This window comes from Streptomyces sp. NPDC001100, from assembly GCF_053598575.1.
Map to the genome: position 1 here is coordinate 1 of NZ_JBSFKO010000075.1, position 23,070 is coordinate 23,070.

Annotated in this window: 22 protein-coding genes and 1 pseudogene; 14 read left to right on the forward strand and 9 right to left on the reverse strand. The window is 69.0% G+C overall.

Annotated features, from left to right (window positions below):
• Positions 1-511: 511 nt before the first annotated feature.
• From ACWDEW_RS48125 to ACWDEW_RS48145, 5 genes are all read left to right on the forward strand, one after another.
• Positions 512-784: a hypothetical protein gene (locus tag ACWDEW_RS48125; RefSeq protein ID WP_450522603.1), complete on the forward strand. Its 273-nt coding sequence runs from the start codon at positions 512-514 to the stop codon at positions 782-784.
• Between the two features lie 158 nt (positions 785-942).
• On the forward strand, positions 943-1,422 hold the full coding sequence (locus tag ACWDEW_RS48130) for a transposase family protein (protein WP_450522605.1): 480 nt from the start codon (positions 943-945) through the stop codon (positions 1,420-1,422).
• Position 1,423: 1 nt separating this feature from the next.
• Entirely contained in the window at positions 1,424-1,630 is a 207-nt protein-coding gene (locus tag ACWDEW_RS48135; protein ID WP_450522607.1) for a hypothetical protein, read from the forward strand.
• Positions 1,631-1,876: 246 nt separating this feature from the next.
• Positions 1,877-2,350: a transposase gene (locus ACWDEW_RS48140; RefSeq protein WP_450522643.1), complete on the forward strand. Its 474-nt coding sequence runs from the start codon at positions 1,877-1,879 to the stop codon at positions 2,348-2,350.
• Positions 2,347-2,772: a hypothetical protein gene (locus ACWDEW_RS48145; protein ID WP_450522609.1), complete on the forward strand. Its 426-nt coding sequence runs from the start codon at positions 2,347-2,349 to the stop codon at positions 2,770-2,772. Before ACWDEW_RS48140 ends, ACWDEW_RS48145 begins: the two co-directional genes overlap by 4 nt.
• A gap of 22 nt (positions 2,773-2,794) precedes the next feature.
• Here ACWDEW_RS48145 and ACWDEW_RS48150 read toward each other — a convergent pair whose 3' ends face one another.
• Positions 2,795-3,535 carry a DUF4097 family beta strand repeat-containing protein gene (locus ACWDEW_RS48150; RefSeq protein WP_450522611.1) on the reverse strand — a complete coding sequence of 247 codons (741 nt, stop codon included), beginning with the start codon at positions 3,533-3,535 and terminating at the stop codon, positions 2,795-2,797.
• Positions 3,536-3,754: 219 nt separating this feature from the next.
• Between ACWDEW_RS48150 and ACWDEW_RS48155 the strand changes: the two genes are divergently transcribed.
• Complete coding sequence (locus ACWDEW_RS48155; protein WP_450522613.1) at positions 3,755-4,084, forward strand: TetR/AcrR family transcriptional regulator C-terminal domain-containing protein; 330 nt, start codon at positions 3,755-3,757, stop codon at positions 4,082-4,084.
• 158 nt (positions 4,085-4,242) lie between these two features.
• Here the strand turns inward: ACWDEW_RS48155 and ACWDEW_RS48160 are convergent, their stop codons facing one another.
• Positions 4,243-4,854, reverse strand: coding sequence for a TetR/AcrR family transcriptional regulator (locus ACWDEW_RS48160; RefSeq protein WP_450522614.1), 612 nt, complete (start codon positions 4,852-4,854; stop codon positions 4,243-4,245).
• A 155-nt stretch (positions 4,855-5,009) separates the two neighbouring features.
• Between ACWDEW_RS48160 and ACWDEW_RS48165 the strand changes: the two genes are divergently transcribed.
• The 4 genes from ACWDEW_RS48165 to ACWDEW_RS48180 are packed head-to-tail and all read left to right on the forward strand — an operon-like array spanning position 5,010 to position 9,895.
• Complete coding sequence (locus ACWDEW_RS48165) at positions 5,010-5,567, forward strand: (2Fe-2S)-binding protein (protein WP_450522616.1); 558 nt, start codon at positions 5,010-5,012, stop codon at positions 5,565-5,567.
• Positions 5,564-6,556, forward strand: coding sequence for an FAD binding domain-containing protein (locus ACWDEW_RS48170; protein WP_450522618.1), 993 nt, complete (start codon positions 5,564-5,566; stop codon positions 6,554-6,556). The genes ACWDEW_RS48165 and ACWDEW_RS48170 overlap by 4 nt, the downstream gene beginning before the upstream one ends.
• Complete coding sequence (locus ACWDEW_RS48175; protein WP_450522619.1) at positions 6,553-8,670, forward strand: xanthine dehydrogenase family protein molybdopterin-binding subunit; 2,118 nt, start codon at positions 6,553-6,555, stop codon at positions 8,668-8,670. The genes ACWDEW_RS48170 and ACWDEW_RS48175 overlap by 4 nt, the downstream gene beginning before the upstream one ends.
• Entirely contained in the window at positions 8,663-9,895 is a 1,233-nt protein-coding gene (locus tag ACWDEW_RS48180; protein ID WP_450522621.1) for an XdhC family protein, read from the forward strand. Before ACWDEW_RS48175 ends, ACWDEW_RS48180 begins: the two co-directional genes overlap by 8 nt.
• 688 nt (positions 9,896-10,583) lie before the next feature.
• Here the strand turns inward: ACWDEW_RS48180 and ACWDEW_RS48185 are convergent.
• From ACWDEW_RS48185 to ACWDEW_RS48205, 5 genes are all read right to left on the reverse strand, one after another.
• Positions 10,584-11,966: a carboxylesterase family protein gene (locus tag ACWDEW_RS48185; protein WP_450522623.1), complete on the reverse strand. Its 1,383-nt coding sequence runs from the start codon at positions 11,964-11,966 to the stop codon at positions 10,584-10,586.
• On the reverse strand, positions 11,963-13,033 hold the full coding sequence (locus tag ACWDEW_RS48190) for an LLM class flavin-dependent oxidoreductase (protein ID WP_450522625.1): 1,071 nt from the start codon (positions 13,031-13,033) through the stop codon (positions 11,963-11,965). Before ACWDEW_RS48190 ends, ACWDEW_RS48185 begins: the two co-directional genes overlap by 4 nt.
• 107 nt (positions 13,034-13,140) lie before the next feature.
• A complete protein-coding gene (locus ACWDEW_RS48195; protein WP_450522627.1) occupies positions 13,141-13,923 on the reverse strand; it encodes an IclR family transcriptional regulator in 783 nt (260 codons plus the stop codon).
• Positions 13,924-13,991: 68 nt separating this feature from the next.
• Positions 13,992-14,498 (reverse strand): flavin reductase family protein, encoded by a 507-nt coding sequence (locus ACWDEW_RS48200; RefSeq protein ID WP_450522629.1) that lies wholly within the window; start codon positions 14,496-14,498, stop codon positions 13,992-13,994.
• A gap of 312 nt (positions 14,499-14,810) precedes the next feature.
• On the reverse strand, positions 14,811-15,239 hold the full coding sequence (locus ACWDEW_RS48205; protein ID WP_450522631.1) for a RacP protein: 429 nt from the start codon (positions 15,237-15,239) through the stop codon (positions 14,811-14,813).
• Between the two features lie 48 nt (positions 15,240-15,287).
• On the opposite strand from ACWDEW_RS48205, the gene ACWDEW_RS48210 reads away from it, so the two are divergent.
• On the forward strand, positions 15,288-16,409 hold the full coding sequence (locus tag ACWDEW_RS48210; protein WP_450522633.1) for an NADAR family protein: 1,122 nt from the start codon (positions 15,288-15,290) through the stop codon (positions 16,407-16,409).
• Here ACWDEW_RS48210 and ACWDEW_RS48215 read toward each other — a convergent pair.
• Both ACWDEW_RS48215 and ACWDEW_RS48220 read right to left on the reverse strand, forming a co-directional pair.
• A pseudogene (locus ACWDEW_RS48215) lies at positions 16,410-17,029 on the reverse strand (NAD(P)H-binding protein); the annotation flags it as partial.
• Between the two features lie 483 nt (positions 17,030-17,512).
• A complete protein-coding gene (locus ACWDEW_RS48220; protein WP_450522635.1) occupies positions 17,513-19,624 on the reverse strand; it encodes an MMPL family transporter in 2,112 nt (703 codons plus the stop codon).
• A gap of 70 nt (positions 19,625-19,694) precedes the next feature.
• Between ACWDEW_RS48220 and ACWDEW_RS48225 the strand changes: the two genes are divergently transcribed.
• The 3 genes from ACWDEW_RS48225 (at position 19,695) to ACWDEW_RS48235 (ending at position 22,806) form a co-directional block, all read left to right on the forward strand.
• On the forward strand, positions 19,695-20,180 hold the full coding sequence (locus tag ACWDEW_RS48225; RefSeq protein ID WP_450522637.1) for a MarR family winged helix-turn-helix transcriptional regulator: 486 nt from the start codon (positions 19,695-19,697) through the stop codon (positions 20,178-20,180).
• A 128-nt stretch (positions 20,181-20,308) separates the two neighbouring features.
• Entirely contained in the window at positions 20,309-20,881 is a 573-nt protein-coding gene (locus ACWDEW_RS48230; RefSeq protein WP_450522639.1) for a DUF4383 domain-containing protein, read from the forward strand.
• Between the two features lie 158 nt (positions 20,882-21,039).
• Positions 21,040-22,806: a hypothetical protein gene (locus ACWDEW_RS48235; RefSeq protein WP_450522641.1), complete on the forward strand. Its 1,767-nt coding sequence runs from the start codon at positions 21,040-21,042 to the stop codon at positions 22,804-22,806.
• The last annotated feature ends 264 nt before the right edge of the window (positions 22,807-23,070 follow it).

The following is a 23,070-nucleotide window of genomic DNA, read 5'->3' on the forward strand; positions in this document are numbered from 1 at the left end:
GGATCTGTGAGGGCCGGGGGGTGAAATTCCCCCCGGCTACTCGACCTCATGCTGCATTGGCTGAAGACCGTTGTGGTGAACGATGAGGAAAGGCGTCGTAAGAGGCGTCAGGTGGGGATCGGGAAGACGAACGCGAGTGAATCGTCGCTGAAGTGTCGAAAGAGTTGAGACGACGTCAAAACCGGGGTTTACCGACAACTTCGGGAAGAGCCTGGCGGGTGCCCGCCTATTGGCCAGGTGGTGTCCGGCATGCAGACGACGTGAGCCCGATCTGCCGCTTCCACATGGAACAGGAGAAGGCGTGCCCCGATACCGTCCGCCCTGCTAGGGGCGGGGAACAGGGAGTGTCCTCGACGGTGGAAGCCGTGAGGGATCGAGTACCGGCGCGGGGCGCGCTGGCGGACCGGCCCGTAGTAGTGACGAAGCCCCTGTAATGAGGGTGGAGCGAAGGAGCCGGGCTATTCGTGACGTTGTGTATCCGGACAACCGGACGTTCTCCGGGAGGAACTTGATGGACACGTTGAAGTCACCGGCCAAACCGTTCGACATCTCGAAGCAGGAGGTCTGGGAGGCATACGAGGGAGTGAAGGCGAACAAAGGTGCGCTGGGAGTGGACGGGCAGTCCATCGACGAGTTCGAGAAGGATTTGAAGGGAAATTTATACAAGATCTGGAATCGGATGTGGTCGGGGACGTACTTTCCGCCGCCGGTGCGTGCGGTCGAGATCCTCAAGCCCTCGCCGGGAGGCGGGGTGAGGATCCTGGGCGCAGGGGCCGTTGCATGATCACGTTTCGTCGGAGTGTCGTGCTGGCCCGTCCTTGGACGGGCCATCCCGGTTCGGGCAGGGGGCGGACGCAGCGCAGGCACGGTCTCAGTGATCATGTGAGTGTCGAAGTCCCATGAACACCTGGCGAGTCCGTGCCTGCTCCTGCATCTTCTCTCATGCCCACCGCGCCGGCCCAACTGGGCCGGGCTGCCGCGCCGGTCCCGCTGGCGGACGTGGTCGCGCTGTCCGGCTTCCTGGATCCGGTGCCCGACCCGCGAGGCGTCCGTGGCCGCCGCTACCGGTTGTCCGCTCTGGTCGCCGCGGCCGCGGCGAGTGTCCTGGCCGGTGCCCGCTCGCTCACCGCGATCACGGAATGGATCGGCGACGTCCCTGCGTGGGCCTGCCGAGTTCTCGGCTTCCCCGCCGACCCGCTCTCCGGCACCGTGTCCGTCCCACACCCCCACACCCTGTGCCGTCTGCTCGTCCAGCTCGACGGCGACGCCCTGGACCGGGCGATCGGCGCCTTCCTCACCGCCCGCGCCACCCCGGCCGGCCCCGGACTGCGGGCGATCGCTGTCGACGGCAAAGCACGACGGCTCGGGTCGGTTGCGCTGGCGGGACCCGAAGTCCCACAAGGACCGTCTGAGCAGGCGTGACATGGCCCGCAGGGCCGCACTGCCGCCGGAGGCGGAAGGGCGTCCGGACCTCGACACGGCCAGCGTCCCGTGGGCCGGCATGGAGATCGTCTCGCCTTATGACCCCGTGGCCCGCTACTGCCAGAAGCTCGACGCGGCCGGGAAGAAGCACTGGATCGGCTGTCGCGACCACCAGACCGAAACCTGTGGGGCGACGGCCCTCGCGTGATCGTGCAGGTCATGATCAACCGGTGCCCGAGCAGGACATCGATGCACTCGACGTGATCCACCAGGGACTGGCCAGGCTGGGCTTCACCGGCCTGGAGCACTTCGTCGACGCTGGATATGTCACCCCCGAGTCAATCCACCTGGCGGCCCACACCCACGGCTTCGTGCTGTCCGGGCCGGTCCGCCCGACCCTCGGGCCCGCGAACATCCCGGCTTCACCGAGGCGGACTTCGTCCCCAACTGGGAGATACAAACCCTCACTTGCCCCCGGGGAGTCACCAGCCCCCCGTGGAAGCCGACCCTTGGTGACAGGCACGAGCGGCTGTCCGTCCTGTTCCCCAAGCCCGCCTGCCGGGCCTGCCCCCACCGGTTGGAGTGCACCGGCAATGCCGACGGGCGAGGCCGCCACATCATCCTGCTGCCCCAGCAACTGCAGGAGATCCAGACCCGGGTCCGGCGCGAGCAGGACACCCCGCAGTGGCAGCAGCACTACGCGATCCGCGCCGGCTGCGAAGCCACCGTGTCCGAGACGGTCCACGCCCACGGCCTGCGGCATTGCCGCTACCACGGGATCGCCAAGACCCACGTCCAGCACGTCCTCACCGCCGCCGGAACCAACATCGTCCGACTCGGCGGGCACTTCCCACCGGGCACTGTCCAACCCCGGCCACCCCGACGGACCAGCCAGTTCCAGCGCCTCTACCGAAACTTGGACGAATGAAGATCGCCAACAGCATCAAGCACGCCCACCTGGTTCTGGGCCGCCACCCTGTCCTGCTCCCTCCACGGCTCGCCGAGCTCTTTCGGCAACTTGCCGAACAGCCCCAACTTCGGCCGCAGCTCTCGCGAGCCCACCCAGGACCTCGGTGGCTCTTCCCGGGCATGGTCCCGGGCAAGCCGATCTCGACGCACGGCATGACCCAGAAACTCAACCGGTACGGCATCCTGGTTCGCACCGCGCGCAACGGGGCGCTGGCCGCTCTCGCTGCTGATCGCCCTAGCCCGATCCTCGCCGACGTGACTGGGATGCACCGCCACACAGCGCTCCGATGGGTCGCCTACGCCCGACGTGACTGGGCCGAGTACCTCGCCGTCCGAGCTGAAGATGAAGCTGCCGGAAGAGAGACGGTCAAAAGGCTGTGATCAGCGGCCACTCTGAAGAAGGTCACTGGCCTGCCGACTCCACAGTCAAGTCACCGTTCGTTGTCGACAGATCCAAGCGGTACTTTCCTGACGGGTCGTTCTTGAACGCCACCTTCTTGTCGCCGTGGGAGTCGCTCGCTGAGATCTGGTAGCTGGCGGACGGGATCGTGACCGTGAGGCTGCCGCTGGTCGTGCGGGCCTTGATGTTCTGCGGGGTGGCCGTCTGGATCGTCACCTCGCCGTTCGACGTCTGCGTGTCGATGTCGCCGCCCTTGGCGTCCTTGACGTGGACGTCACCGTTGGACGTGCGCAGCTTCACCGGGCCCGTCGCCTTGTTCACCGCGATCTCGCCGTTGCTTGTGTGCACGTCGACCACGCCGACATCGCTCAGTGTGAGGCTGCCGTTGGACGTGCCTCCCGTCACCGCAAGACCGGCGGGCACCTTGACGACGTAGTCGACGCCGCAGTTCTTGCCGCAGCCGGAGAGCGTCAGGACGCCGTTCTCGACGCTGAACGAGGTGCCGCTCGGCTTGTCACCGCGGTAGTTGACCTTGCGGTGCACGGAGGTCGTTGAAATGTCCGCCGAGGAGTCCACCTGCACCCCGCCGTTCCTGCTGTCGAGACGGATCGAGGTGATCTTCTGGGGCACCTTGGCATCGTCCTCGAAGGTCTTCTGGTCGAGGACCGAGCACGCGGAGAGCCCGCCGACGGTGAGAGCAGCCAAAGCCGCTGCTGCAAGGAGACGCGTCTGCAGGCGTCGCATGAAGTTCCCCCGTTTGGGTGAGTTGGATCGTGATCAGTCACTGCGACTTTACGCAGCCACAGTCCCGCCCACGATGGGGAAATCCCCCCAATGCCCGCACCGGGCTGACCTTCGCGGCGACCAGCTACCGGCTGAGGAGGTCACGTCCGCTGGAGTGGTGTATTGGCGGCCACTCGGTGATCTCTTCTTTGAGCCTAGGCGGTGAGTTCGGTCGGGGCGATGGTCTCGTCGGTTTGTGACTCGATGGCGTTGCGGGAGCGCTGTGTTGCGGTCCTGCTCAAGGCGGGGTTCGAGGCCTCACCGGCCACGCGCGCGTATGAGACGCCGGCGCGCTACGTATTCGGCCTGGCGATACAGCTCAACCATGAGAACGGCGTCGGTGGGCCGCGCGACGAGGAGTCGGTCGCTGATCTGCGGGGCGTGGATCCGGCACAGTTCCCCGCTGTCCACTTGATCGCGGAGGCGTTGGCGGTGCCTGTCGAAGAGGTCTTCTCCTTTGGGCTGGAGCTCATCCTCACGGGTCTGGGGGACTTCCGCGATGGCGGCTGACCAGGGCAACAGCCGCGTCGAGCGTCAGGTCGTGCCAGTGGCTGCGTCCGTCGAGCGCGACCTTGTCCATCTCGAGAGTGCGGCCGGAGCGTGCATCGCGCACTGGGTGACCAGGCGCATCCCGGCCTGACGGTGAGCCACGGGCGTCCGGTGATTGCCTACCGTCGGCTTGATCGGCCGGACGACCCCGGGCGTCCGGGTGCCCCCGTGCGAAGTCCGTCCATGACGATGTCCAGCAGGCGCGTCGCCTGCGGCTGCCAGTTGTCGTGCGGGGCGAGTTGCCACAGGCCGGCGATGGCCAGCATGAAGTCGTCGGCGGTGACGCCGGGACGGATCGTGCCGGCCTCCTCGCAGGCGTGGAGCAGGAGGTCGGCAGCCTCGGTCACCGGGGTGTGGCCCGGTTTCGCCGCCTTCCCGGACGAGGTGCTCAGGGCCTGGCGGATCGCCTCCGCCAGGCCGGCCTTGGTCATCGCGAACCGGGCGAGGTGGTCCATCCACGCCCGCAGCGCGCGGTCGGGTTCCATGGTCTCCAGCAGCACGGGCGCGGTGTCGGCGATCTGCTGCACTCCGTGGCGGTAGAGCTCCAGGACGAGCGTCTCGCGGTTGGGGAAGTTCCGGTAGAACGTGCCCTGGCCGACGCCTGCCTTCTTGGCAATCGTGCTCAGCGGGATGTCGGCTGCCCGGGAAAGCTCGGTGAGGGCTACTTCCAGGATGCGTTCGCGGTTGCGTTGCGCGTCCGAGCGCAGGCGCGGGTCGTTCCTCTGCCCCACTCGTCCTCCTCGCCGGCTTGTGTCCGAAAGCGGTCCTTGAGAACCGGACAGTTGTCCACTACGTTCGACCGGTAGCGGACAGCTGTCCGCTTGAGCTCACTCTAGCGTCGGACTGACGCCCCGACGTGTCCGGGACACGTGAAAGAAGGCTGAACATGGCCCCAGCCGCCTCGTCAACGTCCAGCGACATCACCCTGAACATCAACGGCGAGAAGCACAGTCTGCCCGTCGACCACCGCACCACCCTGCTCGACGCCCTGCGCGAGCGCCTCGACCTGACCGGTACCAAGAAGGGCTGCGACCAGGGGCAGTGCGGCGCCTGCACGGTACTGCTCGACGGACGCCGGGCGGTGTCCTGTCTGCAACTCGCCGTGGCCGCCGACGGACGCGAGGTCACCACCATCGAGGGACTGGCCGAGGGCGACCGACTGCACCCGGTGCAGCAGGCGTTCCTCGACCTGGACGGCTACCAGTGCGGCTACTGCACCCCCGGCCAGATCTGCTCGGCGATCGCGGTGATCGAGGAACACGCGGCCGGCTGGCCCAGTGCCGCCACCGACGACGTCCGCCCCGAGGCTGGACCACCACCGCTGAGCGCCGAGGAGATCCGGGAACGGATGAGCGGGAACCTGTGCCGCTGCGGCGCGTACGTGTCGATCGTCCAGGCCGTGGCCCAGGCGGCGGAAGCGAAAACCGGGGAGGCGGCAGCGTGAGGGAGTTCGCATACGACCGGGCCCTCGACGTCTCCGGGGCCCTGACCCTGCTGGACGCCGACCCCGACGCCCGCTTCCTCGGCGGCGGCACCAACCTCGTCGACCTGATGAAGACCGGTGTCGAGCGGCCCACCCGCCTGGTCGACGTCCGTGAACTGCCCCTGGACGGCATCGAGGTGACGGCGGACGGCGGCCTGCGCATCGGCGCCACCGTCACCAACAGCAACCTCGCCGCCCACCCCGAGGTCCGCCGCCGCTATCCGGCGTTGGCACAGGCGGTACTGGCCGGCGCCTCCGGCCAGCTGCGCAACATGGCCACCGTCGGAGGCAACCTGCTCCAACGCACCCGCTGCGGCTACTTCGCCGACGTGACCAAGCCCTGCAACAAGCGTATGCCCGGCAGCGGTTGCCCCGCGATCGAGGGCGAGCACCACAACCACGCCATCCTGGGTGCCTCCGAGCACTGCGTGGCCACCCACCCCTCGGACATGGGCGTCGCGCTGACCGCCTTCGACGCGGCCGTGTCGTACGAAACCGCCGACGGCCCCGGCGCATTGCCCCTCGCCGACTTCTACCTGCCGGTCGGTGACACCCCGCACCGCGAGACCGCGCTGCCGCCGGGCGCGCTGATCACCGGCGTCACCCTGCCGCCCGCTCCGGTGGCCGCCCGATCCCGCTACCGCAAGGTGCGCGAGCGTGCCTCGTACGCCTTCGCCATCGGCTCCGTCGCCGCCGCGCTCGACCTCCGGGACGGCGTCGTACGCGACGTACGCCTCGCCTTCGGGGCGGTCGCATCCCGGCCGTGGCGGGCGACGGCGGCCGAACGCGTCCTCACCGGAGCGCCTGCCGACGCAGAATCCTTCGCCGCCGCCGCGGACGCCGAACTCGCCGCGGCGAAACCGCTGCCGCACAACGCATACAAGGTGACCCTCATGCGCAACCTCGTCGTGGCCGTGCTGACCGAACTGACCGAGGAGGCCGCCCGATGACCACCGCCCCCACGGCACGCCAGAACGCCGTCGGCACCGCACACACCCGCGTGGAGGGCCGCGACAAGGTCACCGGAGCCGCCCGCTACGCCGGCGAGATCCCGTTCGCCGACCTCGCGTACGGCTGGCTGGTACTGTCCACGGTCACCCGCGGCCGAATCCGCTCCATCGACACCGCCGACGTCCTCGCCATGCCCGGTGTGGTAGCCGTCCTGCACCACGGCAACGCCCCGCGGGTCGAGACGGGGTACGTCGGTATGCTCGGCGTTCCGGACCCGACCGCGGCCGTTTTCCAGCACCACAGGGTGCCGCACGCGGGCTGGCCGGTGGCGCTGGTCGTCGCCGACACCTCCGAACAGGCCCGGGAGGCCGCCGAAGCGCTGGTGGTGCACTACGAACAGGAGCCGCACGACGTCGACTTCACCAGCGAGCACCCCGACGCGTACCCGCTCGACAGCCATGGGCCGGCGGTGATCGAGAAGGGCGACCTGGAGACCGAACTCGCCACTTCCGCGGTCGTCGTTGACGCCGAGTACACCACCCCGGAAGAGCACCACACCATGATGGAGCCGCACGCGGCGACCGCCCGCTGGGACGGCGGCCGTCTCGAAGTCGTCGACTCCAACCAGGGCACCTTCTGGGTCGCGAGCGAACTCGCGCAGATGTTCTCGCTCGACCCGTCCGCTGTCCGGGTGCGCTCCGAACACGTCGGCGGCGGCTTCGGCAGCAAGGGCATCCGCGCACACCAGGTGGCCGCCGTCATGGCCGCGACCGAACTGCAGCGCCCGGTCCGCGTGGTCATGACCCGCCGTCAGATGTTCTCCCTCACGGGCTACCGCAGCCCCACCCGGCAGCGCCTGCGGCTCGGCGCCGATGCCGACGGCCGGCTGCGCGCGCTGGAGCACCGTTCCCTCAGCGCCACCTCCACCGTGCACGAGTTCATCGAATCGGCCGCCGGTCCCGCCCGGACCATGTACGGCGCCGACGCCCACCACACCGCCAACCGGCTCGTCCGGCTCGACGTGCCGACCCCGACGTACATGCGCGCGCCGGGCGAGGCGCCGGGATCGTTCGCACTGGAGTCGGCGATCGACGAACTCGCCGAGAAGTGCGGTCTCGACCCGATCGAACTGCGCGCACGCAACGACCCCGCAGCAGGCCCGGTGTCCGGGCTGCCGTTCAGCGGCCGCAACCTGATCGCCTGTTTCAGGGAAGGCGCCCGCAGGTTCGGCTGGGCCGACCGTGACCCGCGCCCCGGCCTGCGCCGCGAGGGACGCTGGCTGCTCGGCACCGGCACAGCGGCCGCATCCTTCCCGGCGGGTGCCGGCCCGTCCACCGCGGCCGTGACGGCGGAGGCGGACGGCACCTTCACCGTGGGGATCAACGCCGCCGACATCGGCACCGGCGCTCGGACCGCACTCACCCTGATCGCCGCCGACGCCCTTCAGACCGCGACGGAACACGTCCGGGTGCGCATCGGCGACAGCGACCTCGGCCCCGCTTTCATCGCCGGCGGCTCCATGGGCACCCGCTCCTGGGCATGGGCGGTCATGGCCGCCGCACAGGAGCTGCGGGAGAGGCTCGCACTCGGTGCCGACATCCCGCCGGAGGGGGTCACCGCACGGTCCGACACCACGGAGGCTCTCGGCGCCCTCGCCAGGACGGAACGACACTCCTTCGGCGCCCAGTTCGCCGAGGTCGCCGTCGACCCCGCCACCGGCGAGGTCCGGGTGCGCCGCATGCTCGGCATCTTCGCGGCCGGTCGGATCGTCAACCCGCTCACCGCCCGCAACCAGTTCGTCGGCGGCATGACCTGGGGCATCTCCATGGCCCTGCACGAGGAGGCGGTCCGCGACCGTGCCCTGGGCAGCCACTACGGCGCCGACCTCGCCGGCTACCACGTCGCCTCCCACGCCGACGTTCCGGCCATCGAGGCGGACTGGATCGACGACCCGGACCCCGACGACCCGGTCGGCATCAAGGGCATCGGTGAGATCGGCATCGTGGGTGCCGCCGCGGCCGTCGCCAACGCGGTCTGGCACGCGACCGGCGTACGCCACCGGGACCTGCCGCTCCGCCCCGACCGCGTCCTGATGGCAGGCGTCCATGCTTGACCTCGCCGGGGACCTGCACCGCTGGATGGAGGAGGGCCGCGCGTTCGCCGTCGCCACCGTCGTGGCCGTCGGCGGCAGCGCCCCGCGCGGCCCCGGCGCCGCCCTCGCCGTCGACAGCGAGGGCACGGTCCTCGGCTCCGTCTCCGGCGGCTGCGTGGAGGGAGCGGTGTACGACCTCTGCGTCCAGGCGCTGCAGCACGGCGAGACGGTCGTCGAACGGTTCGGATACAGCGACGAGGACGCCTTCGCGATCGGTCTGACCTGCGGCGGGATCATCGACATCATGGTCACCCCGGTCGGCACGGACGCGCCTGGGAGGCCAGTGCTCCGGTCGGCCCTGTCGGCTGCCGTCCGAAACGAGCCGGCAGCCCTCGCCCGCGTCGTACGCGGCCCCGCCGATCTCCTCGGCACGGCCCTGCTGGTGCGGCCGGGCGAAGCGGTGGGGGAGCCGTCCCGGCCCTCCCGGGCGAGCTCGTACGAAGGCGGACTCGGCGGGCACACGGAACTGGACCGTACGGCGGCCGGAGAAGCCCGCGCCATGCTGGACGCCGGACGCACCGGCACGGTCGAGCTGTCGGAGGACGGCTCGCGCTGCCCCGACGGACTGACCTTGCTCGTCGAGTCGAGTGTCCCTCCGCCCCGCCTGATCGTCTTCGGGGCGATCGACTTCGCCGCGGCACTCGTACGGGTGGGCAAGTTCCTCGGCTACCACGTCACCGTGTGCGACGCCCGCCCCGTGTTCGCCACCACGACCCGCTTCCCCGAGGCCGACGACGTCGTCGTCGACTGGCCGCACCGTTACCTGCGCGGCACCGTGACCGACGCGCGCACGGTGCTGTGCGTGCTCACCCACGATGCCAAGTTCGACGTGCCCCTGCTGGAAGCGGCACTGCGGATGCCGGCTGCGTTCGTCGGCGCGCTGGGCTCACGGCGTACGCACACCGACCGGGAAAGACGGCTGCGGGAAGCGGGCCTGACCGACGGGGAGTTGGCCCGGCTGAGGTCGCCGATCGGCCTCGATCTCGGCGCCCGCACACCCGAGGAGACGGCCCTGTCCATCGCGGCGGAGATCATCGCCACCCGACGGGGCGGAACGGGCACACCCCTGACCGGGTCGGGCAGACCGATCCACCACGAGGAGGAGACGCATGACGAGGGGACGAGTTCAGGCCCCTGGACGCGGAGCACCGCACTGATGCCGACGTCCATGCCGAGCTTGCGGTAGTGGCCGGTCATGCGCCGCGACGTACGTGTGGACCGTAGGGTCCGAGCCGCCCCGACGGCGCACGGCCGACGCGCGTTCCTGACGTCGCCGCCTCCGGAGCCGGCGACGCGCACTGAGCGCACGACGCGACGTCCTTCGCGACCGCGACCCGCTCGTCACCGCAACTCCGGTGTCCCGGCGTCCTGAGTGCTGACACGGACGAAGCGGAACGGGCAGCGGCCGCCGCAGCGTCGATGAGCTGCTGCAGCCCAACGACCGCCTGGGAGCAGCAAGCGCTCCTGGATACCACGCACGCCTTTGCCGGCGTCAGCGCCCAGTACGGACACCGCATCGCCGCGGCCGCGTTCGAGTCCGCGCGGGTGCCCGTGAGCCCGTCCTGGCAGGCGGCCTCCGATCACCTGCCCATCCTGGTCCCGGCCACAGCAACGAGTGCTGCCGGCCGTCCGCGTCGGCCCCTCAATCTGAGGGGCCTCCAACACCCCGGACAGCCGCGCGACTTCCTCCCGCAGACCCTCCACCCGCACCCGGGCCGCTGTCTCCCGCTCCTCCAGCATTCCCAGCACCGATGCCATCGCGCACCCCTCGATCACGGAGCCGAAACAAGACGCCGCATCCCTCCCTCATTGCGAGCTACACCATGCCTGACCAGAGGAAATCAAGCGATCACGTTCGGTTGAGATACGGCTTCTCAAGCTGTCTCAGCTGACTTGACAGGTTCGCTGTGATCCTCGTCCGGTCGCTCTGTCGTCACCGGGTGACCGTAGAGGAAGGCTCGCATGTCGCGTCGTAGGCGGATGGAGACATCGTCGATTCCTTCATCGCCTGCGTAGAGGCGGGCGAGTTCGGGGTGGCGATGGTTGCCGAACAGTACGGGCACGTCGAGGGTGTGGGTGGCGCCGAGCCAGCCGTCCCATACGGTCGCGGGGCGGCTGTAGCGGGTGCGCCAGACGAGGCCTGGTGCGGCGCCGGCCCAGGCGTCGGCGGGTTCCTCGAAAAGGGCGCTGGTCACGGCGGCGGACAGCGCCCAGTGCGGGTCGTCCGCTCTGGCCGGCGGGAGTGAGAGGGCCGCTTCCTTGTAGCGGCGGTGGCCGTCGCCGGGCAGCATCGCCACGGCGAGGGCTTCGGCCTCGGTCGACGTCAGCCGGCGCGGGGAGCGTTCGTCGAGCACGAAGAACGTGCCCTCGTCGGATGTCGTGTTGAGCCTGGTCGGGATCGCGGAGGGCGCGGGGAGGCCGTCTGCGAGTTCGCCCGCGGCGACAGGCCCGAAGCGGTGGGTCGGGGCGATCGCGGACGCGGCGGCGATCAGAGCACTGTCGTCGAGCTCTGCCAGCTGTCGGACGGGTACGTCGAGTTGTGCGGCCAGGCGCTGCACGACGTCGGCTGCGGGGTCCGGTTCGGTGAGGCGGGGGATTCCGCTGTGCAGGGACAGTGTGGCGATCCGTGTGTCGGCGCCGGGCAGTACGGACTGTATGGCCGCGCTCATCGCGCCTGCCGAATCCCCGGCCAGGGTGACACGGCTGGGATCGCCGCCGAACGCGGTGATGTTGCGGCCGACCCAGTCGAGCGCGGCCCTCTGGTCGAGCAGGCCGAGGTTGGCGTGGTCGCCGGTCAGTTCGGGGTGCCAGGCGAAGCCGAGCGGGCCGAGCCGGTAGTTGACGGTGACGACGACGGTCTCGGTGTCTTTGGCGAGCGTCGCTCCACGCAATGCGGGTACGTCGCCCGATCCGTTGGTGAACCCGCCGCCGTGAATCCATACGAGCACCGGCAGATTCGCTCGCCGGTCCGACTGTGGTGACCATACGTTGAGTACGAGGTAGTCGGGGCCGGAGGGTCCGGACCGGCCGAGGACCGTCCGAGCTCGAAGGCTTCCCGGCTGCGGTGCGGCCGCCCCGAATCGGGTCGCCGGCCTGACACCCTCCCACCTGGGCGGCAGGGTGGGCGGGAGGAACCGCGATCCGCCCGTAGGACCGGCCGCATAGGGAACACCGAGGAACGCGGCCACACCGTCCTCGACGGTCCCTTCGAGTTCTCCTGATTCGACGCGCACACGCATCGTGGTGCCTTTCGTCATGCGACCGGGACTCCTCGGAGGCTCAGCGTCTTCTGTGCGGCCTCGCGGGCTGCCGGGGCGACGTGGTCGGCGACGGCCCTGGCGGTGGCGGTGGCTTCGGCGAGCCCGATGTCGCCGAAGATGATCGACAGTTCGAGGTAGTTGATGCCGGACGCCTCGACCTGCGCCACGATCTCGTCGCGCACGGAGTCCGCGGTGCCGACGAACGCGTTGCCCTTGGCGAGCATCTTCTCGGCGGAGAAGACACCGTCCAGCCGGTGGTCGTTGTTCTCGTGCCACAGGTGCAGGATGCGCTGCTGGAACAGGGCGCTCGCGCGGTGGAAGAGGTCCTCCGCCTCGGCCCGGCTGCCCGCGATCACGACGGGGCTGGAGATGCCGAGACGCGGCCGGCCGGTGATGGGGTTGAGCCGGTCCTCGTCGGCGCGGTGCTTCTCCCAGGTCGTCCAGAAGGTGTTGCCCACCTCGGCGACCCGGCCGTTCTCCCAGCGTGTGACGAAGTTGATGCCGTTGGATGCCGCCCACTCCGCGGTGGCCGCGCTGCCGGAGGCGTACCACAGTTGCGGGTACGGGCTCTGGACCGGGAGCACGGACAGCGCCGCGTCGTAATCGCGCAGCAGGGTTCCGCGATGCTTCATCCGGCCGGTGCGCAGCGCCGTCGTCACCGCCGTGAGCGTCTCCTCGTAGATCGCACGGGCCTGATCGCCCTGGACGCCCAGAATGCCGAGTTCCAGTGGGCTGACACCGGGGCCGACGCCGAAGTCGAGCCTGCCGTGCGAGAGTTGGTCCAGCGCGGCGATCTCCTCGGCCAGGCGGAACGGCTCGTAGGCGGGCAGGACGTTCACCAGGGTGCCGATGCGCAGCGTGCTGGTGATCCGGCTCAGGGCCGCGACGAAGAGGTTGGGCGACGGCACGACCGAGAGCGGCGTGCCGTGGTGCTCGGTCACGTGATAGTGCCCGAACCCCAGCCGCTCGACCTCCTGCGCGAAGCGGAACCGGTCGTCGAGCAGTTCCCCGACACCGCCGTGGGCGAGATCGAACGAGTCGAAGATGCCTAGTTCCAGAGACATGAGACGGCCTTTCCGCTTCCCGGTGTTCGTGACCTTTCGATCACTGTGCGCGGCAGGCGGGAGGGCGTCGAGGAGATCTTTCCAGTATGCGGAAAGGCCCCGGATGATCAGCTGGGGTTCGCGATCTCCCGGGAGATCAGCTGGGCGTACTCCCGCAGCGGGGGGATCAGCCGCGGGAGGTGCGCGTCGGACGCGGGGACCAGCGCGGTCAGCGCCATCGGAGTGCGGTCGATCCCGGTCGCCACGGGCACGGAGAGCGAGGACTGCCCGGGGGAGCTCTCCGCGCGGGCGATGGCGTATCCGGCCTGTCGCGCGGCTTCGACCTGCGCCACGACCAGGCGCGGCAGGATCTGGGTGTACGGCGTGTGCCTCTCCAGGCGCGTACGGAGCGCTTCGGAGAGCGCGGTCTTGTCCACCGTCGACATCAACAGCTTGCCCGCGCTGGTCGCGAACAGCGGGAGTTCGTCGCCCGCGTGCGTCAGGCGGATGCTGTCGAGCTTGCCGCGCACGGTGTCGATGCACACGAGCCGGTCGCCGATCATCGTGCTCAGCGCGACGGCCGCCCCGGTGCGCGCGGCGAGTTCATTGGCGAACGGGAGGGCGGTCCTGCGCAGCTCGCGCTCCCAGGCCGAGGACACGCCGAGGCGCCAGATCTTCTCTCCCAGCCGGTAAGTCCCCGACTCGGTGCGCTCCACGCCGCCCCACGCGACGAGTTCGCCCAGCAGCCGATGCGCCGTCGAGATCGGCAGGTCCGCGCGGCGCGCCAGCTCGCTGAGCGTGAGCGGCGAGGTTTCCGCGCCGAGGAGATCCATCAGGCCGAACACGCGCCCGACGTGGCTGTTGGACTCGCCGCCGGGCTTCTGCGCCATCGAGACTCCCAGTACGTCCACCTCAGATATTCCTGATGGTAACCAGGCAATCGGGCGGTTCACTACATGCGGTCGGTCACGCGCACTCACTACATGCGGTCGGTCACGCGGCGGAACCTGCTGTGGTGGAACAGCAGCGGTTCGACGGCCGACTGCGCATGCGCGTCTTCCACGAGGAGGAACGCGACCTCGTGGTCCCCGATCGTGGTGAGTCCGGCGATCGAGCAGCTCAGTATCAGTGCGCTGCCTCCGATGTGCACCGCGCCCTCGGGTGTGGCGGTCCAGTCGGCGCCGGCGAACCGGTCGCCGGGCCCGGCCAGCACGCGCGCGTAGTCCGCGTGCTGGTACGCCAGGACGCTGATGCCGAGTTGCCTCACCTCGCGCAGCCGCGCCCAGGTCCGCGACTGGTTCCCGAACGCGACGCTCACCAGTGGCGGGTCCAGGGAGACAGTCGTGAACGAACTCGCGGCCAGACCGACCGGAGACCCGTCGACGAGCGCGGCGACCGCGGTGACCCCGGAGGGGAACAGCGAGAACGCGCGGCGGAGTTCTTTGTGTTCGGCTGCCCTGACCGGTGCTGTTGCCTGAGTCGTCATCGCTGATCACCTCGGAATCACTGACAGTGTGATCTCCACTGTCATCGCCCGGCAGGTGCCTGTCGAAGAATTCCTTCCACGGATTGGAAAGCCTGGCACGGGGCCTGTCCGTCGTCGGGCGACAGCAGGCCAGGACGGCATCTGCCTGCAGACCCCGCATAGGCGGGTAGGGCTGGAGCAGCAGCCCCGCAGACCGGCCCGTCATCGGTCAGGGCGTCGCCCGAGGCTGCTATATCGCGTCAAGCCGCTTGAGGAAGATCCTTGGGTTTCGTCCCTGTGCTCTGGTGGGAGCGTTCGAGGGTCTTGAAGAGGTCAGGCGTCGGTGAAGTCAGCGATCACATCGAGCGTGGACTCGACCGAGTTGAGCTGGGTGTTCAGGTGTTTGATCCGCCGCCCCATGGGCTGGAGAGCGGCGTGCGGGGCGACGGTGCCGGTAATGAAGCGGCGGATCTCAGTGAGCTTGCCGCGGATGATCGCGACCTCGTATGCCTGGAGTTCGGCGGGGTCGGCGCAGAACTTGTAGCCGTCCGGCCGGGTCCAGATCAGGGGAGGCCAGCCGCGTTCGGTGATGGTGTCCCGCAGACAGGCCAGGCCCGAACGGGCCTGATGGGGCGACAGCTGGCTGGATCTGACGAGCTGTACGAAAGTCAGACCGGCCGGACGTGCCTCGAACAGCACGAACCGGACGGTGTCAGCGTGCCGCTGGGCGGCTGCCGATCTGCGCTCGGAGACGCGCGGCACGGTTACTATTCCCCGACCCCGCAGCGGCAGCTGCGACACAATCGCCGGATGATCGGCAACAAGACCACTCACCGCACGGTGGACGGCGTTCGCATACCCGGCACCTGGCGCCACGCCTTCATCCGCAACGGAGGCACGCACTTCCTCACCGACCTGTTCATCTACGCTGACGGGCTCATCGACTGCTGGGAACTGGTCACCCTTGAGGAGTTCCAGAACAAGCTCCGCAGCGGCTGGGTAGCCACCACCTTGCCGGACGGCGCCAAGGCATCCGCGTTCGAACTGGCCAGCTGGACCTTCAGCGAGCCCCACAGCCACCTCACTCCCGACCTGCTGGTCGCCGAGATACGAGACACCATCGACCAACTCAACGGGCGCCCGGATTCGACGGGCCGATGCCTCGCCGCCGTCGACACCTTCCTCGCCGACCGGACCGAGGAAAACCGCGCCGCAGCCCGCAATGCCTTCCTGGCCATCCCGATCTCGCAGCGCCGCTACGCACTGGGCGACATGGACAGCAAAGACTGGCCGCTGCGGGTGCTCGTGGCGGGACCCGGCGGCGAAACGTACATACCGGCCGATGGGCCGATCATGCAGGAGGACTACGACAGTGCCGTCGCCTACTTCGAGGAACGGGCGCGATGGGCCGCTGAACGGGCCGCACACGTCCCGGCAGACGGACCAGTGACCTCCTTCGCCCCGGCGATCAAGCTATACCACACGTATCCCAGCAAACCGGTCGATGCCCCGGGATTCCGGGGCTTGCGCAACGACTACCCGGCCCCGATCGTCGTTGGCGAGGTTAGCTACCCATCTGCAGCCCACGCCTACTGGGCGCTGTCAGTCGCTGACCCCGAGGTCCGGACCGTGATCGCCACGGCAGAGTCCCTTGCCGCCGCACGCAAGTCCGCGACTGCGGCAGCACAGCGTGAGGGCTGGCAGCACGCCCGCACCGCGGTAATGGCGGCCCTACTGCGCGCGAAGTACGACCAGCACCCCGACCTGGCTGAGATCCTGCTGACCACGAACGACGCCACCGTGATCTACGACGACGCCGACTCGGGCTTCTGGGGGGACAACGCCGGACGCGGCCGCAACTGGGCAGGCCGCCTCCTAGAACTCGTCCGCTCGGAGCTGCAGGCACAACGGGCCGGAATCGCAGGGCTGTGAAGGGCCACCCGCCGCTCGAATGTCGAACGTCCGGCTGACGTCGTCCGGCATGGTCGCCGAGCCGACGGGGTAGCGCAGCACGTCCCGCACCCCGATGGGTTGGGTGCGGCTGTGCACCCAGCTCGGTGAGGTAGCGCAGGATTTCGAAGGAGGCCGATCCGGAGCCGATGACGACCGTTGCCCGCAGTACGGTGGCGGGCATCGGCGCCTCCAGGAAGATCCGTCCCACCTCGGCCCGGGAACGCAGTTGGGGGACAGCGAGCTTTCGGGCACGCCCCTCGGGGTGAGTCCGCCGAGATAGACGATCCGTCGGACACCGGCGGCCCGTGCCTGCTCGGCGAAGACGTGCGCGGCGCGGCGGTCGGTGTCCTCGAAATCGGCGCCGGAACCGAGAGCGTGCACCAGGTAGTAGGCGACGTTGATGCCGCGCATGGCTGCGGTGACCGACTCGGGGTCCGTGACGTTCCCCCGCGAACCGTCTCGGCGTCGCCGGTCCAGGGATGGTCACGGAGTCTGTCCGGTGAACGGGCCAGCCAGCGTACCCGGTGGCCTGCCTTCAGCAGCTCCGGTACCAGGCGTCCGCCGACGTAGCCGGATGCTCCGGTGACCAGGCAGTGCAGCCGCTCGGGCCCGTGGCCGCTGTGTCCCTCGGCGGGGTCGGTCGCGTTCCGCTGTCCGTCCGCGCTCACGATCTTGCCTCGACGCGCATGCTCCGACGCTGTTGCTTCGTCGTCCGAATCATCTCCGCAACGGTGTGACCATGTCCGTCGGGGCGTCGCGGCCCGACGGGTCGGCCCGGCTGCCTGCGGCGCCATGGCCGAATACCTGTCCACAGGCACGGTGTCCACAGGCACGGTGTCCGGGTCGTGCATCGTCCGGTTCGGCGTCGGCCGCCTCTACAAACACTTCGTGCGGACACAGGCCGACGGTTGCACCATTCGTCCGAAAACATCCGTGGGTATCAGGCGTAGGCCCCCGGAACGTCCGAAGGTGATCGCGCTGCCAATGAGTTCGGAGTACTGCTGGCCGGTTCCGGGGTCGGCGCACCGCCCAGGCAGTGTGTTGCCCCGGTCGCGACGGCGGTACGACGGACAGCGCTGTCGTCACGCCAGAGGTTTCGGCCCGGTCCCGTGTCCGGTGGTATCCCGGGCAAGGGAACTCGGCCACCACGCCCGGGGTCCGATGTCGATCATGAGGGCGGGCACCAGCAGCGAACGGACCACGAAAGTGTCCAGGAGGACACCGAAGGCCACGATGAAGGCGATCTGGACCAGGAAGGCGAGCGGGATGACCATCAGGGCCGCGAACGTCGCGGCGAGCACCACACCGGCCGAGGTGATCACTCCGCCGGTCGTGGTCAGCCCGCGCAGCACGCCCCGCCGTGTGCCGTGCACGAGGGCCTCCTCCCGTACCCGGGACATCAGGAAGATGTTGTAGTCGACGCCGAGTGCCACCAGGAACACGAACCCGTACAGCGGCACCGAGGCGTCCGTGCCGCTGAAGCCGAGAGTGTGCTCGAAGACGAGCGCCGACACCCCGAGCGTCGCCAGGAAGTTGAGCCCGACGGTGGCCACCAGCAGCAGCGGTACCAGCAGCGAGCGCAGCAGGAGCATCAGGATCAGCAGGATGATGCCGAGCACGATGGGCACGATGACCGTGCGGTCGCGTGCGGCGGTCCGCTGGGTGTCGTACTGCTGTGCCGTGTACCCGCCGACCAGGGCGTCGGCCCCGGACACGGCGTGCAGGTTCGTGCGCAGCCGGGCGACGGTCTCCTTGGCGGCGTCGCTGTCGGCCGCCGCCTCCAGGACGGCGTCGATCCGCACCCGGCCGTCGACGACGAGCGGCGCACCGGCGTCGGGCCGTCCCGAGGCGGAGACGGTGCCGGCTGATGCCACGCCCTTGGTGTTCCTGGCCACGGCAGTCACCTGAGCTGTCCGGTCGGCGTCGGCGATGACGACAGCCGGGTTGCCGGATCCGCCGGGAAAGTGCTGCCCGAGCGTCTTCTGGGCCGCGACCGAGGGTGAGTCGTTCACGAAGATCTCGTCGAGTGGGACGCCCTTGGCGGACAGGGAGGGCGAGAAGGCCGCGAAGACGGCAAGGAGGAGTGCGGTCACCACCCAGGTCCGGCGCGGTCGGGCGTCCACGGCTGCGCCGACCCGCCCCCACAGGCCGTGCGCGTCCACGGACGAGTCCGACGCCTTCGGCCGGGAAGGCCAGTAGGCGGCACCGCCCAGCAGCGCCAGCACGGCCGGCAGGAAGGTGAGTGCGGAGAGCGCGGCGCAGACGATGCCGATGGCGCCGACCGGGCCGAGGGAACGGTTGTTGGTGAGGTCGCTGGCGAGGAGGGCCAGCAGTCCGAGCGCCACGGTGGCGGCGCTCGCCGTGATCGCGCCGAACGAGCGTCGTACCGCGGCCACCGCGGCGGCGGTCCGGTCCTCGCGAACGGCGAGTTCCTCGCGGAAGCGGGCGGTCAGTAGGAGCGCGTAGTCGGTGGCGGCGCCGATCACCAGGATGGACAGAATGCCCTGCACCTGCCCGTCGACCCGGACGATGCCCCGGTCCGCGAGCGCGTAGACGACAGCGCAGGCCAGCCCCAGGGCGAACACCGCCCCGAGAATGATCAGGAACGGCAGCAGGACACTCCGGTAGACGAGCAGCAGAATCAGTAGAACGGCGCCGAGCGCCACCCCCAGCAGCAGTCCGTCGATGCCCCCGAAGGCGTCAGCCAGATCTGCCTGGTTCGCCGCCGGGCCCGCGATCTGTGCGGTGGCTGTCGGCACACCCCGGACCGCCTTGCGCACCGTGCTGAGGACGTCCGGAAGGGTCTCACCGAGGTCGGACTTCAGCTGTACGACGGACTGCATGGCCTGTCCGTCGTCGGAGAGGAGGGTGGGGGAGGGACGGCCGACCACTCCAGGCTCTCCGGCGAGCGCACTGACCGCGTGGGTGGCGGCGGTCTGCTGGGCCTTGCTGATCCGGTTGCCGTCCGCCGTCCAGATCACGATGGCCGGCAGGGTCTCGGACTGGTCGAACGCCTCCCGAGCCTTGAGCACCCGGGTCGACTCGGCGCTCTGCGGCAGAAACGCGGCCTGGTCGTTGGTGGCCACCTCGCCCAGTTTCCCGGCGTAAGGACCGAGCGTTGCGCCCGTGCCCAGCCAGACGAAGAGCAGGACGAGCGGTACGAGCCACCGGGCCCGGCGCTGTGTGGTTCCCATGAGCATCCCTACTGCGGAATTAAGTCAATCATCAAGTATCTCAACGATTGAGAGAACATATACTGGGGCCATGCCCGTCAACAACTCCTCGTCGCCCCTGCCCGGAGACGACCCGACGGGATTGCAGTCCTTCGCTGTGCTCCTGCGCGGAATGAACGCCGAGTTCAATCGCATCGCGCACAAGTTCGCCCAGGCGCAGGGACTGCACCTCACCGACGTGCTGGCCCTGATCGCGATCCTCGACGCCGACATGGACGAGGGGCCCATGACGCCCGGCCGACTGCGCGAGCGGCTCAGTCTCACGTCCGGTGCGGTGACCGCTTGCATCGACCGGCTGGAGAAGGCCGGGCACATCCAACGCGTGCGAGCGGTCGACGACCGACGTGTGGTGCACCTGCGCTACGCGGCGGCGGGCCGACGCGTCGCCAGTGAGTACTTCCGGCCGCTGGCCCACAGCACCGCAGCCGCATGCGAGCGCTTCACCCCCGACGAACTGGCGGTCGTAGCCCGCTTCCTCGCCGAGATGAACCAGGAACTTGCCCGGCTGAGCCGCTGAACGGCTGCCCCCGCACGCCCTCCGGCCTGCGCGGCCCAGTCGCGTCGGGAGGTGTCGCCGGTCCGGACGAGCGGGTAAAAATAACGGAGAAATGCATCCAAGTACGCCACGTAAGGTGAAAAAAATGCATGGAGCAACGAGATGAACTTCCCGTTGATCACCACCTGGCGACCGTCTACCGCTACGGTGCCGCCTTGCGCGGCCTCGTCCTGCTCGCCTTCGCGGGCCTGGGCTTCGCCGACGCCCTCAGCCCTTTCGGCACGGCGGGCAACACGATCGCGGGCATGACCACCAACGTCGCGCTCAGCGTCATCTCCACCGTGGTGGGGCTGGCGCTGCTCGCCGGAGCTGTGATCAGCGGCAACTTCGCCTCGACCCTCAACATGGCGGTGGGCGGGCTGTTCGTGCTGAGCGGATTTTTCCATCTCTTCGTGCTGGATCGCCCCGCGAACATCCTCGACTTCGGCATGACCGACGTGATGTTCAGTTTCGTCATGGGGTTGCTCATCGCGACGTTCGGCATGTATGGCCGGGTCTCCGGCGAGCTGCCGCACGACAACCCCTACTGGCGCCGACGTCATCACGAACAGGCGGCAGGCGACGCAACTGCGGCGGGACTCCGGCGCCTCGGCTCGGCGGCGCGAGCACTCCCTGAAGCCGAGGAGTTGGGCGGCACGGTCGGAAACGACAGGACGGGATGACACCGGCGCCAGTAGGGGTTGTCGTGCCGTTCCAAGAGCGGGCCTCTCCGCTTGATCGCCTGGAGAGATCATTCGTACGGTAATGGTCGAAAGCATCGGCCATACGGCTATGCCCGATTTCTCTGATGAACCGTCGATTCGTGCGGAATGATGAAGCCATGGCCTTCGGCACCGGTCAGCAGCCTGGCCGGGAGCAGGCGTACCGAATCTTCCAGGAGCTCACGCGCCGGTGCTCCGAAGAGCCGCACTACTGGCTGCACCTGGCTCGCTACCACCTGGACTTCAAGAAGCACGAGGACGGGCAGGCGGAGAAGTTCATCAACCAGGCGATCGAACTCTCCAATGAACAGGACCACGTGCAGTTCCACGCCCTGGGGATGCTGCACCGGGATTGGGTGTACGCGGGTCTGCGCCAATTCAGCACCGGTGCCGGCCGCGAGGCCGCCCTCATCGAGCACATACGCGACCGGTACAACGCGGCGCTCGGAGTGTTCGCCAGGGCCCGCAAGCTCAAGCCGGAGGACGAGCACAACTACGTCTCTGCGATCCAGATGATCGTCAAGGTTCTCAGCAAGCTGGTCAGCGTCTCCTTGTACAAGAGCCTCGTCAACCTCCTGACCGCGGGCGGCGACGTCGGAAGCTGGGCGGACGAGCAGTTGAGGGTGGCGCTCTCGCTGCTGGACGAGTGCGAGTCGGTACGCCCCGACAGCGCCGACAGCTCGTACCTCCAGCGCTGTCGCGAGGAGATCGAGATCGCACATGGCGAGATCGAGACAATGGTCCGGGCCTGGCGCGACGTGATCGTGAACTCCCGCGGTCGCTCGGGGCTGGCGCTGGTCTTGGCCCGCGAGTTCCTCAAGGAGCAGGGCCGAGACTGGAAGGACACGCCCACCGAGGTCTTCCGGACCGTCGTGGAGTTCTTCGACGCGGCGTTCGAGGAGCGTGGCGATCTCGCCGACCATGACGTGGAGTTGTGGTTCCGCTGTTACCGCAGACTTCCGGAGTACGACGACCTCGCCGCTCTGGAACGCCTCTCCAACGTCGCCGGATCGCGTCCGAGTCCGTTGTGCAGCTACTACCTGTACGTCGTGCACTTCCTGCGCTGGCTCAACCAGGAGGAGTACTCGCAGGACGAGGCGCTGCGCCACCGCAACGAGGCCGCGCGGCTCAACCCCGGCCGCGACAGGCGGTGGAACTACGAGTGGGTGGCGAAGGGCGTGTCCGACGGCCACGCGGCGGCGCGTCTGGCGAATTTCAGGGAGCCCGGGGAGTACCGGCCCACGAACCGAGACTGGCAGCTTTCCGAGCAGGTCTGTCAGCGCGTCCGCGGTGTGGTCCGGCAGATCGAAGGACAGCGGTCGGGGCAGGTAGCTGTGGAGGACGGCGACATGAAGGCGTTCTTCGTACCCCGTGAGGACTTCACCAACTTCGAGCATCAGGGGAAGGCGGTCGAGTTCGACCTCGGGTTTGCCCATGACGGACTGAGGGCCTGGCGCGTGGAACTGGCACAGGAACAGACGTTGTTCCGCAATGCCGAGGCACGACTCCCGGAGGTGGCCCCCCCAGCGGTGCCGCAGTCCTCCCAGGTTGGTCCGGTGCGAGTGCTCTCACCCTCACAGGCGCCACGTCCGAGGCCCCCGGTGGAGACGCTGGAGATTCGCCAGGAGGCCCGTCGGCTGGCGAATGCCGACGGCCCGGAGGAGGCAAGCCGGTTCGTCATCGGCCACCTGCTGGCTGCCGAGACCGGCGGACTTGATGTCACCTCCTTCCAGGTGGGCAAGGCCCTCACGGACACCCTCGGGAACGAGAGCTATCGCCAACTGCGCGGCGGCGCATCGCTCAGTGACCTCGTAAGACGACTCGGCTTTGCGGTGCGGCCAACGGTGAACGGACAGTTCGTGGTGGAGCCCGCGACGAAGGGCTAACGGGGATCCCGGGGGCGTCAGCGCGGCTGAGGGGGCGTGCGGTGTGAGGATGTGGCCAGCTGGCGCCAGCCACTCGGCGCCTTCGGGCACCGTCGGTGGGGAGAACGAACCCGGCATCAGCAGGTCGCGAGGGTCCTGGCCGCGGGGGTGGCCGGCGCCGCATCGCGACAGTGCTGGAGTCCGCCCTACACCCCGTTGCTGACCTCCTTCTTACCGGGTTTCTTGCAGAAAGCCCCGGCGTTCACGCCGGGGTTGAATGCATCT

Coding starts and splice junctions, on each gene's coding strand:
- ACWDEW_RS48125 (WP_450522603.1), top strand. CDS start 512: ATGGACACGTTGAAGTCACCGGCCAAACCGTTCGACATCTCGAAGCAG.
- ACWDEW_RS48130 (WP_450522605.1), top strand. CDS start 943: ATGCCCACCGCGCCGGCCCAACTGGGCCGGGCTGCCGCGCCGGTCCCG.
- ACWDEW_RS48135 (WP_450522607.1), top strand. CDS start 1,424: ATGGCCCGCAGGGCCGCACTGCCGCCGGAGGCGGAAGGGCGTCCGGAC.
- ACWDEW_RS48145 (WP_450522609.1), top strand. CDS start 2,347: ATGAAGATCGCCAACAGCATCAAGCACGCCCACCTGGTTCTGGGCCGC.
- ACWDEW_RS48150 (WP_450522611.1), bottom strand. CDS start 3,535: ATGCGACGCCTGCAGACGCGTCTCCTTGCAGCAGCGGCTTTGGCTGCT.
- ACWDEW_RS48155 (WP_450522613.1), top strand. CDS start 3,755: ATGGTCTCGTCGGTTTGTGACTCGATGGCGTTGCGGGAGCGCTGTGTT.
- ACWDEW_RS48165 (WP_450522616.1), top strand. CDS start 5,010: ATGGCCCCAGCCGCCTCGTCAACGTCCAGCGACATCACCCTGAACATC.
- ACWDEW_RS48175 (WP_450522619.1), top strand. CDS start 6,553: ATGACCACCGCCCCCACGGCACGCCAGAACGCCGTCGGCACCGCACAC.
- ACWDEW_RS48180 (WP_450522621.1), top strand. CDS start 8,663: ATGCTTGACCTCGCCGGGGACCTGCACCGCTGGATGGAGGAGGGCCGC.
- ACWDEW_RS48185 (WP_450522623.1), bottom strand. CDS start 11,966: ATGACGAAAGGCACCACGATGCGTGTGCGCGTCGAATCAGGAGAACTC.
- ACWDEW_RS48190 (WP_450522625.1), bottom strand. CDS start 13,033: ATGTCTCTGGAACTAGGCATCTTCGACTCGTTCGATCTCGCCCACGGC.
- ACWDEW_RS48200 (WP_450522629.1), bottom strand. CDS start 14,498: ATGACGACTCAGGCAACAGCACCGGTCAGGGCAGCCGAACACAAAGAA.
- ACWDEW_RS48210 (WP_450522633.1), top strand. CDS start 15,288: ATGATCGGCAACAAGACCACTCACCGCACGGTGGACGGCGTTCGCATA.
- ACWDEW_RS48220 (WP_450522635.1), bottom strand. CDS start 19,624: ATGGGAACCACACAGCGCCGGGCCCGGTGGCTCGTACCGCTCGTCCTG.
- ACWDEW_RS48225 (WP_450522637.1), top strand. CDS start 19,695: ATGCCCGTCAACAACTCCTCGTCGCCCCTGCCCGGAGACGACCCGACG.
- ACWDEW_RS48230 (WP_450522639.1), top strand. CDS start 20,309: ATGGAGCAACGAGATGAACTTCCCGTTGATCACCACCTGGCGACCGTC.
- ACWDEW_RS48235 (WP_450522641.1), top strand. CDS start 21,040: ATGGCCTTCGGCACCGGTCAGCAGCCTGGCCGGGAGCAGGCGTACCGA.